Source organism: Shewanella sp. cp20, assembly GCF_000832025.1.
Classification (GTDB): Bacteria; Pseudomonadota; Gammaproteobacteria; order Enterobacterales; family Shewanellaceae; genus Shewanella.
Genome location: NZ_JPII01000017.1, coordinates 252,756 through 268,713, shown reverse-complemented (window position 1 = coordinate 268,713; position 15,958 = coordinate 252,756). Strand labels below are relative to the sequence as shown.

At 54.0% G+C, this 15,958-nt stretch carries 16 protein-coding genes and 1 pseudogene; 4 read left to right on the top strand and 13 right to left on the bottom strand.

Annotation, left to right across the window (positions count from 1 at the left end; genetic code table 11):
• The 4 genes from DB48_RS05840 to DB48_RS05825 form a co-directional block, all read right to left on the bottom strand.
• Positions 1 to 618: an NAD(P)H-dependent oxidoreductase gene (locus tag DB48_RS05840; protein ID WP_041509349.1), complete on the bottom strand. Its 618-nt coding sequence runs from the start codon at positions 616 to 618 to the stop codon at positions 1 to 3.
• Positions 619 to 1,059: 441 nt separating this feature from the next.
• Positions 1,060 to 1,587: a GNAT family N-acetyltransferase gene (locus tag DB48_RS05835; protein WP_235375349.1), complete on the bottom strand. Its 528-nt coding sequence runs from the start codon at positions 1,585 to 1,587 to the stop codon at positions 1,060 to 1,062.
• Positions 1,580 to 2,545 (bottom strand): homoserine O-acetyltransferase MetA, encoded by a 966-nt coding sequence (gene metA / locus DB48_RS05830; RefSeq protein ID WP_041509347.1) that lies wholly within the window; start codon positions 2,543 to 2,545, stop codon positions 1,580 to 1,582. The genes DB48_RS05835 and metA overlap by 8 nt, the downstream gene beginning before the upstream one ends.
• A gap of 73 nt (positions 2,546 to 2,618) precedes the next feature.
• Positions 2,619 to 3,020 carry a YbaY family lipoprotein gene (locus DB48_RS05825; protein ID WP_041509346.1) on the bottom strand — a complete coding sequence of 134 codons (402 nt, stop codon included), beginning with the start codon at positions 3,018 to 3,020 and terminating at the stop codon, positions 2,619 to 2,621.
• Positions 3,021 to 3,138: 118 nt separating this feature from the next.
• Here DB48_RS05825 and DB48_RS05820 point away from each other — a divergent pair, with 118 nt between their 5' ends.
• A complete protein-coding gene (locus DB48_RS05820; protein ID WP_041509345.1) occupies positions 3,139 to 3,909 on the top strand; it encodes an SDR family NAD(P)-dependent oxidoreductase in 771 nt (256 codons plus the stop codon).
• Between the two features lie 98 nt (positions 3,910 to 4,007).
• Here DB48_RS05820 and ompW read toward each other — a convergent pair whose 3' ends face one another.
• From ompW to DB48_RS05795, 5 genes and pseudogenes are all read right to left on the bottom strand, one after another.
• On the bottom strand, positions 4,008 to 4,649 hold the full coding sequence (gene ompW / locus DB48_RS05815) for an outer membrane protein OmpW (protein WP_082035590.1): 642 nt from the start codon (positions 4,647 to 4,649) through the stop codon (positions 4,008 to 4,010).
• 615 nt (positions 4,650 to 5,264) lie between these two features.
• The gene (locus tag DB48_RS05810) at positions 5,265 to 5,564 is read right to left on the bottom strand and encodes a hypothetical protein (RefSeq protein WP_041509343.1); all 300 of its coding nucleotides are present in this window, start codon (positions 5,562 to 5,564) and stop codon (positions 5,265 to 5,267) included.
• Positions 5,565 to 5,976: 412 nt separating this feature from the next.
• On the bottom strand, positions 5,977 to 6,369 hold the full coding sequence (locus DB48_RS05805; RefSeq protein WP_041509552.1) for a YbaY family lipoprotein: 393 nt from the start codon (positions 6,367 to 6,369) through the stop codon (positions 5,977 to 5,979).
• 35 nt (positions 6,370 to 6,404) lie between these two features.
• Positions 6,405 to 7,267 (bottom strand): annotated as a pseudogene (gene tesB, locus DB48_RS05800) (acyl-CoA thioesterase II).
• 114 nt (positions 7,268 to 7,381) lie between these two features.
• Positions 7,382 to 8,299, bottom strand: a complete 918-nt coding sequence (locus tag DB48_RS05795) for an SDR family NAD(P)-dependent oxidoreductase (RefSeq protein WP_041509342.1) — start codon at positions 8,297 to 8,299, stop codon at positions 7,382 to 7,384.
• A gap of 407 nt (positions 8,300 to 8,706) precedes the next feature.
• On the opposite strand from DB48_RS05795, the gene DB48_RS05790 reads away from it, so the two are divergent.
• Entirely contained in the window at positions 8,707 to 9,579 is an 873-nt protein-coding gene (locus DB48_RS05790) for a 1,4-dihydroxy-2-naphthoate polyprenyltransferase (RefSeq protein ID WP_041509341.1), read from the top strand.
• An 89-nt stretch (positions 9,580 to 9,668) separates the two neighbouring features.
• Here the strand turns inward: DB48_RS05790 and DB48_RS05785 are convergent, their stop codons facing one another.
• A complete protein-coding gene (locus DB48_RS05785; RefSeq protein ID WP_041509340.1) occupies positions 9,669 to 10,205 on the bottom strand; it encodes a malate synthase in 537 nt (178 codons plus the stop codon).
• Between the two features lie 189 nt (positions 10,206 to 10,394).
• On the opposite strand from DB48_RS05785, the gene DB48_RS05780 reads away from it, so the two are divergent.
• Complete coding sequence (locus DB48_RS05780; RefSeq protein WP_041509339.1) at positions 10,395 to 11,927, top strand: DUF3612 domain-containing protein; 1,533 nt, start codon at positions 10,395 to 10,397, stop codon at positions 11,925 to 11,927.
• 70 nt (positions 11,928 to 11,997) lie between these two features.
• On the opposite strand, the gene gndA is transcribed toward DB48_RS05780, so the two are convergent.
• Both gndA and DB48_RS05770 read right to left on the bottom strand, forming a co-directional pair.
• Positions 11,998 to 13,539, bottom strand: coding sequence for an NADP-dependent phosphogluconate dehydrogenase (gene gndA / locus DB48_RS05775; protein ID WP_041509338.1), 1,542 nt, complete (start codon positions 13,537 to 13,539; stop codon positions 11,998 to 12,000).
• A 260-nt stretch (positions 13,540 to 13,799) separates the two neighbouring features.
• Entirely contained in the window at positions 13,800 to 14,276 is a 477-nt protein-coding gene (locus tag DB48_RS05770; protein WP_052813688.1) for a MarR family transcriptional regulator, read from the bottom strand.
• Positions 14,277 to 14,516: 240 nt separating this feature from the next.
• Between DB48_RS05770 and DB48_RS05765 the strand changes: the two genes are divergently transcribed.
• The gene (locus DB48_RS05765) at positions 14,517 to 15,515 is read left to right on the top strand and encodes an NADP-dependent oxidoreductase (RefSeq protein ID WP_041509337.1); all 999 of its coding nucleotides are present in this window, start codon (positions 14,517 to 14,519) and stop codon (positions 15,513 to 15,515) included.
• 89 nt (positions 15,516 to 15,604) lie between these two features.
• On the opposite strand, the gene DB48_RS05760 is transcribed toward DB48_RS05765, so the two are convergent.
• Entirely contained in the window at positions 15,605 to 15,796 is a 192-nt protein-coding gene (locus DB48_RS05760; RefSeq protein ID WP_041509336.1) for a DUF3185 family protein, read from the bottom strand.
• Between the last annotated feature and the right edge of the window lie 162 nt (positions 15,797 to 15,958).

The following is a 15,958-nucleotide window of genomic DNA, read 5'->3' as shown; positions in this document are numbered from 1 at the left end:
TTACCCCGTGATGATCTGATCAAGATGGCCGTTTAGCTTCTCAAGCCTGGCGGCCAGGCGGCGATTGAGTTTGCCCGCTACCAAAGCGGTCAAGAGCTCGCGCCACTCCTTGAGGTGTTGCGCCATCAGGCCATCCTCGACGGCGGTGCGGGCACCAAAAAGGGCAAATGGTGGCAGGTAGCGCATGCCGGTGAGGCTGGCGGTCTGCTCAAGGGGCGCCAGGAGTTGCCTCAGGGTGAAATGATTGTAGCCCTCGGCCTGATAGGCCTCCTCCTTGCCCCCAGCCGTGATGGCGCAGAAGAAGCGTTTCCCCTTGAGTGCATTGCCATCTGTGCCATAGGCAAAGCCATATTCCAGCACTAAGTCTTGCCACTCCTTTAGGATGGCGGGCGTGGAATACCAGTAGAGGGGAAATTGAAAGATCACCACATCGTGGGCCAACAGACGCTGCTGTTCACGCTCGATGTCGATATCAAATTCGGGATACTCGCCATAGAGATCCACCGCGGTCACCCCGGGTATCGTCTTGGCCAGTTCAAACAGGGGCAGATTAACTTCGGATCTATGTTGGGAGGGATGTGCCAATAACAGGAGTACGGCTTGCTGTTGCTCTGACATGAGGATCCTTTCTCTAAGGTGATGCGTCAGGCGAACACCGGGCGCTTGGTTTAGGAGCCGTTGAGCCTCGATGAAGGTATCAACTGTCCTCACTAAAATAGCGCCTAAGACCTTGTTCTTCAAGCGCTGTCACCTAAGGTCCTGGCATTTAACCCTCAATGTCAATTGCGCGCCCAGACTAGGCGCGTCTGGGCGGTAGGGATAGCCCGGCGTTACTCGCCGAAGTAGTAGAAATATAACTAACCTCAACTCGGGATAATCTAAGTCTCTCAGCACGGCTCTTTTAGCGCCTAACGTCGTTAAAATCAACGCAATAGACCAGCTATTGTCTTATGATTTTGCCTTGTTTTGCATCTAAAATGGCCGCACTGAGTCATGAGATAATATTGCTATTATGCAAATCAAAGAATGATAGCCTTTCTTATCCAGAGTTCAGGTTAACTAGGCCGTGCGGTAGAGATGAAGCTGAGCCCCTTGATCCTCATAGCTGTCGATTCGCACCATGCCCGCCTTCTCCAGCACCCGGATGGACGCGACGTTTTCCTTCATCACCTCGGCGTATACACAATTTATGCCTAAGGTCTCCCTGGCGTAACGCAAACAGGCGGTAACGGCCTCGGTGGCCAGCCCCTTGCCCCAATACTCGGGCAACATGCGATAGCCTATGTCCACCCCACCCTGACCACGATTGAGCAGCGGCTCATATTTGATGCCGCAAAAGCCAATGAGCTCGTCGTCCTGCTTGTTGACCAAGGCGTAGCGAGCAAAACCATGTTCGCGGTATCCGGCAAGCCAGTAGCTTTCTATGACGCCCCTGGCATCGTCCAGACTCTTGATCGCATCCTCATCGCCGGTATAGCGCACCACCTCAGGATTTGAGGAGAAATGATACACGGCCTCGGCATCCTCCATCACAAACTGACGCATGATGAGCCTTGGCGTCTCGATAAGCGCGGCAGGCTTAGTCATCGTCTTGCCCATCCTTATACTCATGCTCCCAGGGCGTGATGGCGCTCATATCATGGAGATCATAGGGGGTAAGCTGGTAGACATAGTAATTCAGCCAGTTGCTGACCAGCAGGCTGCCGTGACCATGCCAGCGGGCGACGGGCGCCTGGCTGGGATCATCACAGCGAAAATAGTTCTTAGGTACTGCAGGGTTAAGCCCTTCGGCCAGATCCCGCTGATACTCATCTCCCAGGGTCGATTTTTGATATTCCGGATGGCCCATCACGAACAGGTTGCGGTTGTTACGGCTCAACACCAGATAGGCGCCGGCCTCATCGGACTCGGCCAAGACCTGTAGCTCCTTGTGGGCCTTGAGATCCTCGACATTCATCTCGGCGAAGCGGGAATGGGGCGCGAAGAACTCATCATCAAACCCCCGCAACAGAGGAAAATGTTTATGAGTACGCTGGTGATTAAACACGCCGGAACGCTTGGCCGAGAGCAGCTTTCGCTGCAAACCATACAGGTGATACAGGGCCGCGTGGGCCGCCCAGCAGAGAAACAGCACTGAGGTCACATGTTGTTGGGACCAGTCGATGATCTCGCGTATATGATCCCAGTAGGTCACCTCTTCGAACTCTATCTGCCCTAGCGGCGCGCCGGTGATGATCAGGCCATCGTAATTCTTGTGGCGCACCGCCTCGAAATCACGATAGAAATTGTTCATGTGGTCGATAGAGGTGTGCTTAGACGCCTTATCGTGAATGCGCAGCAGATCCACATCCACCTGCAAGGGGGTATTACCGAGTAGCCTAAGCAGCTGGGTTTCAGTCTCTATCTTGTTTGGCATCAGGTTGAGGATCAGCACCTTCATGGGTCTGATATCCTGATTGGCCGCCCGGGTCTCGGACATAACAAAGATATTTTCTGATTCGAGAATTTCCGCCGCTGGCAGATTATCGGGAATTTTTACCGGCATACCGCGCCTCTTTCGACCTGGTTAACAGAGCCCCACAATAGGCTAGATGTCGCAAGCGGCGCGGTGTATCGCCTTAACCGCCGACGCGCTGAACTAGCACAGAGATAGGCGCACTATCGCCTAAATCTATGGGGTAAGATTGAGTATTGATAAACATCAGTTTGCCATCCAGGCTTATCTTGGCGCCCACGCTATAGGTATGGCCCGCCTCGAACTGATCCCTTGGGATGACAAAGGTAAAGGGCGCCGGCGTGGTCACATCATCACGCTCGAAGGCCGCCAACACCACGGCAGGCGCGTCCATCAATGACACGTCCTGGATCTGCACCGACAGCACAGCCTCTGGTGGTAAGGCGATTCGCTCCTTAAACCAAACCTCCCCCTGGATCTCCACGCTGGCATTTGGGGTCGCACAAGCCGTCATCAGGCCCGCACTCATCGCCACTGCCGCTAGGGGTTTCAACCATCTGTTCATACTCTTGCTCCTAATCATACATCAAGACTTCTGGATGTCCATATGTCTATACTATAAATCTTGTTCTCTATCAGAGATCTTCATATCATAGGCGAACCATTTGTTGAGAAATAGCCTCATGTCTCAAGCTACAGCCATAATTGTGGGCGCCAGCTCACTCGTTAGCCGTGAAATTGCCAAACAACTTGCCCAGCAAGGCGTGGAACTGGCACTTCTAGCACAAGATACCGAATCCCTTACCGAATTTGCCCAGTCTCTGCCCACCCAGGTCAGCCTGCATGAGCTGGCGATTGAGAGCCCGAGGGAAATCATCACCACACTGGAGAGCGTCTGGCAGCAACTAGGCGGTGCCCATCTGGTGATCGTCAATACCGGCCTCAATGGCTACGACGCCTCTCTCCCCTGGCCACTGGAGCAGGATATCATTACCGTCAATGTGCAGGGCTATAGCGCCATATGCAATACGGCATTCAGATTATTTGTCGACCAGGGCTATGGGCAGCTCGCGGCAATCAACTCCATCGCCGGACTCAGAGGCGGCCCCAGCGTGGCCTACCATGCCTCCAAGGCCTACGCCAGCAGCTATCTCGAGGGGCTGAGTATGCATGCCCAGCGTCTCAAGCTGCCCATCACCATCACAGATCTGCAGCTGGGTCTGCTGGACAAGGCAGCCATGCAGCAGAGTCGCCTCTGGCTGTCTCCTCCCCATGAGGTGGCGCGACAAGCGATCAAGGCGATGCAGAAGGGTAAGCGACGTGCCTATATCACCAAGCGTTGGCGCCTGGTGGCCTGGTTAACCAAGTGTCTACCGGAATTTATCTACAACACACGCCACTGGCGCACCAAGGAAGAACGCAAGGCGGCAAAAGCTGCCAAGAAAGCGCAGTAATAAAGCGCATTAGTAAAGCCCTAATCGCGAGCGAGGGCGAATAGAACCGCACAAAAAAGGAGCCAATTGGCTCCTTTTTCTATTCGTAATCCAGAGGATTAGAAGGTGTAGCCAACGCTCACCATGTAAACCCAAGGATCGATATCGGTTTCGATGCTCACCGCATCGCCAGCCAGCTTGAAGTTCACATCGGTATTGATCTTAGCATACCACACTGAGGCGTTAACCAACCAGTTGTTGTTTACCTGATAGTCGATACCCACTTGCGCCGCCAGACCCCAAGAGTTGCTTAGGCTAAGATCGGTCAGTGCACCGTCGAGATCATTGGTAAATTCACTGTCAAAGAAGTTAGTGAAGTTCACACCGGCACCGATATAAGGACGCAGCTTAGCGTCGGCCGAACCGAAGTAGTACTGAGCCACTAAGGTAGGTGGCAGATGCTTGGTCTCGGCAATCTTACCAACGCCTTTTAGGGATACATCATGGCTAAAGGGGGTAGCGGCTAGCAGCTCGATACCAACATTATCGGTCAGCATGTAACCGAAGTTCAGACCCAGCTGCGTGTTGCTGCTGATGTTGAATTCACCAAAACCAGCCACATCTTCACTCGACTCATTCGGCGCAACAACAGCACCACCGGCGCGAACGATGATGTCACCAGCTTGGTGTGCAGAAGCGGTAAATCCAGTAGACAGTAGGGCGGCAGCGATCAGACCTGAAACGATAGTTTTTTTCATCATACTACTCCATTAATACAACAGTTAACGTTGTTTTTATTATCAAAATCCTTACATTTGCGCGTATCCTGCCAGATGAACACCCAAGAGTTCTTGATCCAAATCAATAAGCCAGGGTAATACCTCTTTTTGCGTAGCTATGCGCGACCCAGATCACACAAAATAAACAAATATTGATAATACCCCTTCAATTTCCGTGACACATATCCGCATCGAGCACTTGTTGATCAGCCGAGCGGAACTCAAATAAATTCAGAAGTTAACAAACAAGTAACATCCCAAGATACCCTGTAATTCGGCGCGGTTGTTAACCATTCTGATAGATTGAAAACAGCGATGAATACCCGCTGAGAGAAAGAGATGCCTAGGCGCTGAGAGAAAGAGATCCCTGGGCGTTTGCTCATCTTTGCAGCAACGCCTAAACAGATAAATGGGTATGGATGGAGCTATCAGCTAATGTCGGCAACTCACCGCTATCCCCCACAACAATGCAGGCAAATGGCATGACAGTGGGCGAGCGGCTGGGGATAGCTGAGAATGTGGCTTTGGTTTTGGCTTTGGTTTTGGCGAGCGTCGTGGTGCTAGCCTGAGGCGGCGAATGCTCCCGTTAGCCTCCTGCTAGGCCCCTATCGTTAATAGGCCGGACGCGAGGCTAAGCATTGCGAGACTAATCAGAGCCAGGCTGGCAAAGAACTGTTCTTGGCCCTCTTGGTGCTGCCAGTCTTTATCCTTAAAGGCATTGTGTGGCTCGTCGCTGCTTCGCCAGGCCGAACGCCAGCCATCATTCTCGGTATTGATCTTGTTAGTGTGGGTATTGAGCTGACGCTTGGACTCAGCTTCTCGATGAGACTCAAACGAGCCTGGGGTGTCGGCACCGGGCAGACTGCCGATGAGATGATGACTGCCGATAAACTGCATCTGTTCTTCCTTGATTTGTTATTATTATCAACCCACCCTATTGGATAAAATATATAAAATCAAGATTCAGGCGGTGTCACTTGACTGAAATTTACTCAAGTTGCCTATTCTCAAATTACCTGTTCTCAAATTACCTGTTCTCAAATTACCTGTTCTCAAATTACCTTTGTTCAAGTTACCTGTTCTCAAATTACTCTTGCTCAAATTGCCCTTGTTCGAGTTGCCTTGCTCAAATAGCCAGGTGTCCAATTGCAAAGGCCTGCACAAAAGTTCATACGCCAAGGCTAACCGCAAGTTTCATCCACAAAGCCTATCCTCAAAAACCGAGCCTGGAGGCCACCCTCTATGAGCTCCCCTGAAAACGCGCCATAAAAAAGGAGCCCTTGGGCTCCCTTCGCTTCATCAAGTAGGTCTACTTGACCAGTTTCATCACTACTTCCGTGGTGTACTTGCCGTTATTGATCACCGGAAACCTGTCGTAGGTCTGGAAGATCACCTTGCCCTGATACTGGATCATGGCGACCACGCCATAGTTGACGCTCTTGTCTATGGTCTCGCGGGCGAAGGCAAACTTAAAGGGCACCGGGGCTCTGGCGATATCGAAGCTCTTCTGGGCGATGATGGCGCCCGGGGTGTCGAGATCGATCACCGCAATGGTAATGCTGCAACCTTGGGGCAGATTGATCTTCTCCAGATAACCGGCGGCACCATTGACGAAAATCGGCGGCTCGGGCTCTACCGTCACACAGCCCGCCAACAAAATAAGCAGCAAAGACGCCAATATGGCTTTCATTTTCATCTTCATCTTCATCACATTCAACCTTTCACTCACTGTTTCATTTATCCCTGTGTTAATCGAATCAAGCCTTCCTGGGTCGCCGAGGCCACCAGCTCACCACTCTGGGTGTAAAACTCGCCGCGCACGAAGCCACGGCCGCCACCGGCATTGGGGCTATCTATGCTATAGAGCAACCACTGGCTGAGATCCAGCGGACGGTGGAACCACATGGCATGATCTATGGTCGCCATACGCATGCCTGGGGTTAAGAAGGAGACGCCGTGGGGCTGAGCCGCCGTACCAGAAAATTAAAGTCTGAGGCATAGGCCAGCAGATATTCGTGCACCGACAGATCGTTAGGCACCTTACCATTGGCACGGATCCATACATGCCTGATGGGCTCGCGTTGGTTAGGTGCCATGGGGTTACAGGGGTTCACCAGACGCATCTCCAGTGGCGAATCCGCCATAAACTTCTCCAGCACCTTACGAGGCACCTTGTCTCTGAGTGTCGAAGCCAGCTCCTGCTGATTAAGCAAGCCCTCTGGCCCAGGCACATCGGGCATCTGACTCTGGTGATCCAGGCCTTGCTCGGGCTTTTGGAAGGAGCAGGTCATGTAGAAGATGGGTCTGCCCTTCTGAATCGCCTTCACTCGGCGGGCACTAAAGCTGCCACCGTCACGCATATTTTCAACGTCATAGACGATGGGCAGTTTCTCATCACCGGCACGCAAGAAATAGGAGTGGAAGGAGTGCACCTGACGCTCACTGTCGACGGTTTGCGCCGCTGCGCTAAGGGCCTGGCCCATGACCTGTCCGCCAAACACATGGCCGAACCCCAGATCTTGGCTCTGACCGCGATAGAGGCCGACCTCTATCTGTTCGAGCGATAACAGGGATAAGAGATCATCTAATACCTGACTCATGCAACCTCACCGAAACTCATCAATATTGGTCGTCAAGCTTACCTTAGATTCCCCTTATCTTGCTAGGCCTGTTGACCTTTCCTGGCGGTTGCTGCAGCAATTTGTCACCGCCGGCTATTCGATGTCGACATGATGTTCGGCTGCGCTGCGCCTTGCCCAGGCAGTCACCTGCTCCTCGCCGCTCTCGTGGTAATGACAGGGCTGTGCCCGATAAAGCTCATCCCAGCGCAGGGCGATCACCTCGGGCTTGCAATCATCTTCGACGATTCGCAGCGGCTGAAACTCGACAAACATCCCATGGCTTACGCTACCGGCGGCGGCAAGCAGGTGTTGGCCACTACAGGCATGAGAGGAACAGAGATAGAGCAGCGTGGCATTGACAGACGAGGTGCTAAACAGTGGCTTCACCAAGGGACTGAGATGATGCTCGGTCATGGCAGTCAGCGCCTGTGGCACTATGGTATTGACCGAGATATTGTAGTCCCGCCCCTCCTTGGCCAGGCTGTTGACCAGGCCGACCAGCGCCATCTTGCTGGCACTGTAATGGGTCTCATGCATGTCGCCATAGAGGCCGCTGGCCCCTGCCGTCATCACGATGCGGCCATAGTTTTGCCGCTTCATCAAGGGCCACACCAACTTGGTCAGATGGAAGCTGCCGTTGAGATCCACCTCCAGCTGCCGCTGCCACTGGTCAAAACTCAGGGTATCGAAGGAGACAGGTGCATGAATGCCGGCATTGTTAATGGCGATATCGATTCGCCCCCAGCGCGCCACCACAGTCTCGATCGCTTCGCGAAGCGCCTGACTGTCACACACGTCAATATGGAAATTCAGGCAGTCGGCGCCCAGCTCGGTCAGGGTACGCGCCGTCTTATTGAGGCCGGCACCACTATAGGTCTGACAGCGACTATCGCCACAACCCGAATCGATAATGACCAAGCGCGCACCGCGCTCGGCTAAGGCGATCGCATAGGCTCGTCCTAAGCCTGCCCCCGCTCCTGTGACGACAGCTACCTGTTCATCAAAACGCATCATCCTGATCCTTGTCTCTCGCCGCCCAAAAGCCTTATTCGACCTAAGTATTAAATTTATAAAATCTATATAAATTAATTAGATAAGTTTAAAGCATTCCCGGCTGAATCTCACCGTCAGACTCCTATAACAGCACATGTCAGGCCGGAGATCTTTGAGGCTGGCAACAGATTTGATGGAAAGAAGCAGCAAAGGTGTGCGCCGCGTCAAAATTACACAAATTTTTAACAAGGCGTTTAAGGTTTATTAAAGGCTTGGGGAATTATCCTAAAGATCCCGGAAAAATAAAACGAGGCTGTTCACATAATGCTAATGCAAGCGCTTCATCGACTTGGGCTTATTTGCTATGCTTGGGCTATATTTTCGAGCCTGACTCAGTCCCTACCTAATAATTACGAACACAGATAATGAATCCCTGGATCCTGGCGACACGCCCACGTACTCTTCCCGCTGCCATTGGCCCTATCTTAGTCGGCAATGCGCTTGCCCTATCACTGACACAATTTAGCTGGCTAATTGCCGCCACCTCCATGTTGTGCGCACTATTGCTGCAGATCGCCGTTAACCTGGCCAACGACTACTTCGATTTTAAGAGTGGCATCGACACCGAGGAGCGACTCGGCCCGGTTCGCGTCACCCAGAGTGGCCTGCTCGACCCGAGCAAGGTGCGCAACGCCATGATCGCCTGCCTGGTGCTGGCGCTATTGGTAGGTTCCTTACTCATCTATCACGGTGGATGGCCCATCGCCATACTCGCCGCCGCCTCGATTTTGGGCGCCCTTGGCTATAGTGGTGGTCCCTACCCGCTGGCCTCTCACGGCCTGGGCGAAGTGGCCGCCTTTGTCTTCTTCGGCCTGGTGGCCGTGGTCGGCAGCTACTACCTGCAGGCCCACGACACCAGTGTCGCCGCCTGGATCTTAGGCAGCGCCATCGGCCTGTTTAATGCCGCCGTGATGCTGGTTAATAACACCCGCGACATCCCCACCGATGCCAAGGCGGGTAAGCGCACCCTGGCGGTCAAGATAGGCGAAGGCCAGGCCAGAGTCCTGTATCAGGCCTTAGTCTATCTGCCATTTGCCCTGATTATTGGCGGTTTCTTACTAGGGCTACTTCCTGGATTGCCCGTGTTGCTCGGCGGCCTTTCACTCATTCTGGCGCGCAAGCTCAACAGCGAGTTTAGTCAAACGACCGGGGCGGCCCTAAACCCATTACTGGGACGTACCGCCAAGCTGACGGTGATCTTTAGCGCATTGTTCAGCCTGGGATTGGCGCTGGCCTAAGGCGAAGTGAGTAGCACTATCTAAGCTAAGACCACTATAAAAAATGCCAGCAATTGCTGGCATTTTTTATAGCGAGTCGTCACACATTATTAGAGGCTGTATTCGTTGCCGTCTTTGGAGGTGAACTCTTTGCAGTGTTGATCCGCCTGCCCAGTCACTAGGCTGGTCCAGGTGCGCAGGCAAGGGCTCTGCTCACTATTGACGATTGTCATCAGTGCCGCCTCGACCTGTACGTCGTCGATACCGGCCGGATCGTGACGTCCCTGCTCGCCGCGGCGATCCAGTGCAATCTCGATATGGAAACCGTTGTTCTTTAGCACCAATGAGCTTGGCTCACACTTATGACCCGAGAGCGCCACAAATTGCTTAGGCTGTACCAGGCCGCTCTGGCTGCCATCGGCGAAGAAGGCCAGCAGCTGCTTGTAGTAGATCACATAGCTACACACATCCTGGTGAGAGCCCTGACTCAGCGGAAAGTACTCATCTAAGATCTGCTTGGCATAGCTCAGGCCGTCTTGCTGTGTCTGAGTTGCCAGTGCGTTGTTTCCGTTAATCTGTGTCATAGGCATTACCTGCTTGATGAAGTTATAGATACTCTGGTCTAGTTGCTGTGTCTGTATATTCATCGCCTCATCCCTCTCGCTTGTGATCGCTATTCTAGTACTCGCTAATTTTGACTCGCTGACGACAATTGCCCTACAGCGTCATGTGGCTCTCAATAGGGATGAATGATTCCCCCGATTGCTTAATTTGTAGTCTAGCGACTTTTTTATTACAATTTCACAATAAAAATTTCACAGTGTGAATTTTACAAAATGAAAACCAATAGCAGCTTGATGAGAAAGTCACATTTTCTGGGTACCAAGATACGCAACCTCAGGAAACGTAATAATCTAACCATGGAAGACCTATCGGCCCGCTGTGTCAGGGTGGACGCAGATTCGGCGCCCTCGGTTTCCTACCTCTCCATGATAGAACGCGGCAAGCGGGTGCCCAGTGCAGGCATGCTGGCGGTGATCGCCGCCGTGTTCCAGAAAGAGGTCGATTGGTTTCTCGACGATGCCCCCGAGGAGCAGGCTATTACCCCGGTCAAGGGCTCGCGCGGCGGAATAAGCGGTATGGCGCTGGAGCCAAGCTTTCTGTTCTCCAATGAAATTTTACAAATAGCCATCCCTGAAATGCTGTCCCAGACCGGCATCAGTGGTCGGCAATTCGCCCACCTGCTGATCCGTGCCCATCAGGAGCATCATCAGAATCATTTTCCCGATCTCGAGCGCGCCGCCGAAGAGGTGGGGCTGAAACGCATGCCCCTGAGCCTCGAGGATCTGCTGGCCATCGTCCAACGCCTCGGCCTGGTGGTGAAGTGGTTTACCCGAGCCCCCAAGGCGATCCGCGAGGAGGCAGGCGCAGGGAAACAGCACATCATCACCTCCTACTTTGAGCGTCCCAACAAGATCTGTCTCAACCAGCTGCTTAACCAGCATACCCGGCGTCTCAAGTATGATCTGGCGGTTCACATCGGCCACAGCGTGCTGCACAACAAAGATGGTTTGAAAAGCATCATGGTGGCCGGACGCAGCCACGGCACCAGCCTGGTGGATGAGGCTGACAACCGGTCGCAATCGTCGACCGTGGATGCCCAGGATATCCTCCATGCCTGGCGAGACTTCGAGTCCAGCTTCTTCGCCGGCGCCCTGCTCTGCCCTAAGGTGCCCTTCAGACAGCTACTGGACCGCCACGGCTACGAGATAGACGTGGCCAAGTTGGTGGATGTCTCCCCCTCGGTGGCCATGCGCCGCATGACGGCGGTCTCGCCCTACAGTCACTGGCATTACTTCGACGCCTACTCGCCCGGTAAACTCAAGGCGGTGTACCGCGGTAACGGCATCCCCCTGCCCTGGGGCAACATGCGCCAGGTGGAAGATCCCTGCCAACACTGGGCGGTATTTAGGATGATCAACGCCTCGACCCAGGGCTCTTCGGCGCAGATCTCCATCCTAGATGTGGGTAACGAGCCCAAGATCTACTGCTGCGAATCGATTAGGGTGAAAGATCTGGCGGGTAACCCCCACGTGCTCTGCGCCGGTATCGACCTCAACCCGGCCATCCAGGCCCAAGGCGGTGACGCCAATCAGGTGGCTCAGCAGCTCAAGGAGGTCTGTGTCGACAAGGGGGGCTCAGCGCCGCTGCCGAGCAATATCAAGACAGATATCAAACGCGTCGCCAAGATCCTCAACATCAACTGGGTCGAGCGGGGCATCGACAGCGAGGCCAGGCTCATCTGCGCCCGCGGCGCCAGCTGTCCCCGCAAGCCAAGCTGCTACGAGAGCGGCGGCTGTCAGGGCTAATCGAAACCAGGGCACACTTTGGAGATAAAAAAACCGCTAACGAGTAGCGGTTTTTTATTGTCAGCAGCAATCAGAGCTTCTCTAGGGTGCGATCGCTCTGGCTCCAGTTGAGGTGATATTTCTCCCCCGCTGGCTTATCGATACGCTCGAAGGTATGGGCACCAAAATAGTCCCGCTGTCCCTGCAGCAGGTTAGCCGGCAGCGTCTCGCTACGGTAGCTGTCGTAATAGGCCAACGCCGAGCCGATACAAGGCACGGGCACGCCACTCATGATGGCTCTTGCCACCGCGCGGCGCCAATCTTGCTGCTTGGCCGACAGGGCCAGGCTAAAGGTCTCCGCCATCAGGAGATTATCCAGGGGTTGACCCACCCGCTGCGCCTGCTGGTAGGCCTGGGTGATGGACTGTAGGAAGGTCGCACGAATGATACAGCCGGCGCGCCAGATCTTGGCAATTTCGGCAAAATCCAGCTGCCAGCCACGCTCCTGAGCGTTCATCGCCATCAGCTGAAAACCCTGAGCATAGCAGGCGATCTTTGCGCAGTAGAGGGCATTTTCGAGCTCGTCGATAAAGGCGCCGCGCTCATCTTCGCCGAGTTCAAGCGGCTGCGGGCCTGCGAGCAGCAGACTCAGCTGCTGACGTTGATGTTTCTGGGTACTGACCGCCCTGGCATAGACGGCCTCGGCGATGGTCGGTGCCGGGCAGCCGATCTGTAGGCTGCTGACCGCGGTCCACAGGCCAGTGCCTTTCTGACCCGCCTTGTCCAAGATCATCTCAACTAGGGGCTTGCCCGTAAGCGGGTCGGCCTGAGAAAGCACCTCGGCGCTGATCTCCATCAGGTAGCTGTTGAGGCTCCCCTGATTCCAGCGGGCGAAGATCTCCCCCACCTCGCCAGCGCTAAGCCCCAGGCCATCACTGAGCAGCTGATAGGCCTCGCAGATCAGCTGCATGTCGGCGTATTCGATGCCATTATGCACCATCTTCACGTAGTGACCGGCGCCTGCAGGACCTATGTAGGTGGTGCAGGGCTCGCCCTCAGTCACAGGGTTTCCGGGCTCCTGACGCTCTATCGGCAAGCCAGTGTCGGGATCCACCTTGGCAGCGATCGCCTCCCAGATGGGCTTGATGCGATTCCAGGCCTTGATGTCGCCGCTTGGCATCAAAGAGGGGCCGAAGCGGGCCCCCATCTCACCACCAGAGATGGCGCAGCTGAAGAAGATAAACTTGTCTTGATATTGGGCTTCACGCTCAACCGTATCTGTCCACAGGCTATTGCCCGTATCCACCACGATATCATCCTGCTCAATACCGGCCTGCAGCAGGGCATTACAGACACCATCCACAGGCGCGCCGGCTGGCACCGACAAGACTAAGACACGCGGCTTTGCGAGACTAGATAACATTTCTGAAAGATTGCTACAGCCTTCGATACGCTGTGTATGATTGGCAGGACGCTCTTTCTGCTCCTGTTCCAGTAAGGCATCTATCTTGGCGCTATCGAGATCGAAGGCGGCGACGCGGTAGTCGTTATCGGCAATGTTGAGCGCCAGGTTCTTGCCCATGACGCCTAGGCCTATCACGCCTATATCGAGGAGGTCTGAGTGATTTTGCATGAGATTTTTTCCCCATGGGAAACTGAGATTGTCTACACCTATCTTTTATTATAGTCTGGACTATCTCAGTCAAATCATGAGCTTAAATCGCTCTATTGCTTCAACTGCGAGCCACATAGTCGATAGGCACGAAATTGGTCGCGATTATACAAAAACTGGTAAGTTAATTACTAGAAAAACTCGGCGATGACTGACCGCCTGACAGAACAGTGTTTCCTTTTAAGCGCAAAGGGCCACAAAGCCCTTATACATTAAGAGGTTCACTCGCGTAGATTAAGATCTTGGGTCAGGGTCAGACAGATCTGCCGCAGCTGTTCAAGCTCAGCATCCGACACACTCACCTTCTCCAGCAAGGTTTGTTTCAACGCCAGGGCATCTTGCTTAAGCGCCTCGCCGGCGGGCGTCACCTGAATCACCTTCTTGCGCTCGTCCCGGCTGTCCACCTGGCGCACCACCAAGCCCTTGGCCTCCAGGCGTTTGACGATAGGGGTTAAGGTGCCCAGATCGAGGCGAGTCGCCTGAGACAGATCGGTCAGGCTAGCCTTATCCTTTAACCAGAGTGCCTGCATGGTCAGATACTGCGGATAGGTCAGATCGCACTGCTGCAGCAAGGGACGATAGGCCCGCACCAGGGCATTGGCGGCCGTATAGAGGGCGAAACAGACATTATCCGACAGGCATTCTCCCCCCTGTTGACAGCTCTCCCCCTCGACGACATCCGTCGTCACTTGCATCATTTGCGTTTCACTCATCTGCTTACTCTTCATCTTACCGGACACTTTTCAAAGCATTTTCAAGGCGTTGCTCATTCGAGAAATCGGTCGCCTCACTTCAGGTTACCTATCTTAACAGAATTGACGCAGGATACGCTGACATCAAAACTCATTACTTTGCGCACAAAGTATTTGCATTGCGCTCAATTTATTTGTAGAGTCTAACACAATTAGTTAGCGCGCAAAGCAAAAGAGGACAACTTAATGCAAGCACAAGAGATAATAATGGCCAGCCGCCCTGAAGGCATGCCGACTCAAGCCAACTTCAGCCTGAAACAACTTGAGTTACCGCCGCTCAAGCCAGGCGAGTTTTTAGTCAAGAACCTATGGATGTCGGTCGACCCTTATATGCGCGGCCGCATGATAGACAGAGAGAGTTACATCGCCCCGTTCGCGCTGGGTGAAGCATTGGAAGGTGGCGCCATTGGTGAGGTGATCGAATCGAACCATGAAGGCTTTCCCGTGGGCAGCAAGGTGAGCAGCATGAAAGGCTGGCGCAGCCACTATGTTACAGATGGTACGGATCACACCCTGCTACCAGATACGCCCCTGTCAGAATCTCATTTTCTCGGCGTCCTGGGCATGCCGGGCATGACAGCCTGGACAGGCCTAAACCGCATCGCCCAACTCAAAGCCGGTGAGACCCTGTTTGTTTCGGCGGCCTCGGGCGCGGTGGGCAGCGTCGCCTGTCAGCTAGGGCTTCTAATGGGTGCCAAGGTTGTTGCCTCCGTGGGTTCGGATGAGAAGGCCGAGGCGCTCAAGGCGATGGGAATACAGCAGGTGATCAACTACAAGACGACGCCTAACCTGAGCCAGGCACTTAAAGCCGCCGCCCCTCAAGGGGTCGATGTTTACTTCGAAAACGTAGGCGGCGAGCATCTGGCAGCGGCGCTGGATAACATGAACGACCACGGCCGTATCGCCGTATGCGGCATGATTGCCCAGTACAACGATACAGCACCGACGCCTGGCCCAAGCAACCTGGCCTACATCATCATGAAGAAGCTGAGAGTGGAAGGCTTTATCGTGTTCGAGCACTGGCAACACTATGGCGAGTTCGCCAAGCAGATGAGTGAGTGGCTGGCCAGCGGCAAGGTGAAAGCCGAGCAGACCATATATGAAGGACTAGATAATGCCCCCGCGGCCTTCATCGGCCTGTTCGAAGGCAAGAACCGCGGTAAGATGGTGGTCAAGCTGGCTTAAATATCGTATCCCCTATCGAAAACCGGCTCGCTGAGCCGGTTTTTTTTAAAACGGAAAAGCAGCCCTCATCTCAGCGAGAGTGATAGCCGCTACTTTAATTTCAGCAGCCCTATCAAGACACAGATGGCACCGCCAACCATACCCGCCCACGCCTCTATCGGCGTATCGCCACTGACCGCGCGAGAGATCTGCGAACTGGTGGAGTCGTAGATATTATATCCCCACCAGGCTAAGGCCACGCCTATGACCAATAGCACTATCCCTAAATACTGACTCTTCATTTTCATAGCCTCTTGAAAATAGTTGACCGTCTCAGCATACGACAGCTCAAAGTGCTATATCAATGGCAAAGTCACCGACTTAGTCACCGGCCCAATCACCGGCCCAGTCACTGGTTCTGCCACCGGCCCAGTCTCTGACTTAGTCTCCGGCCCTGACTCCGG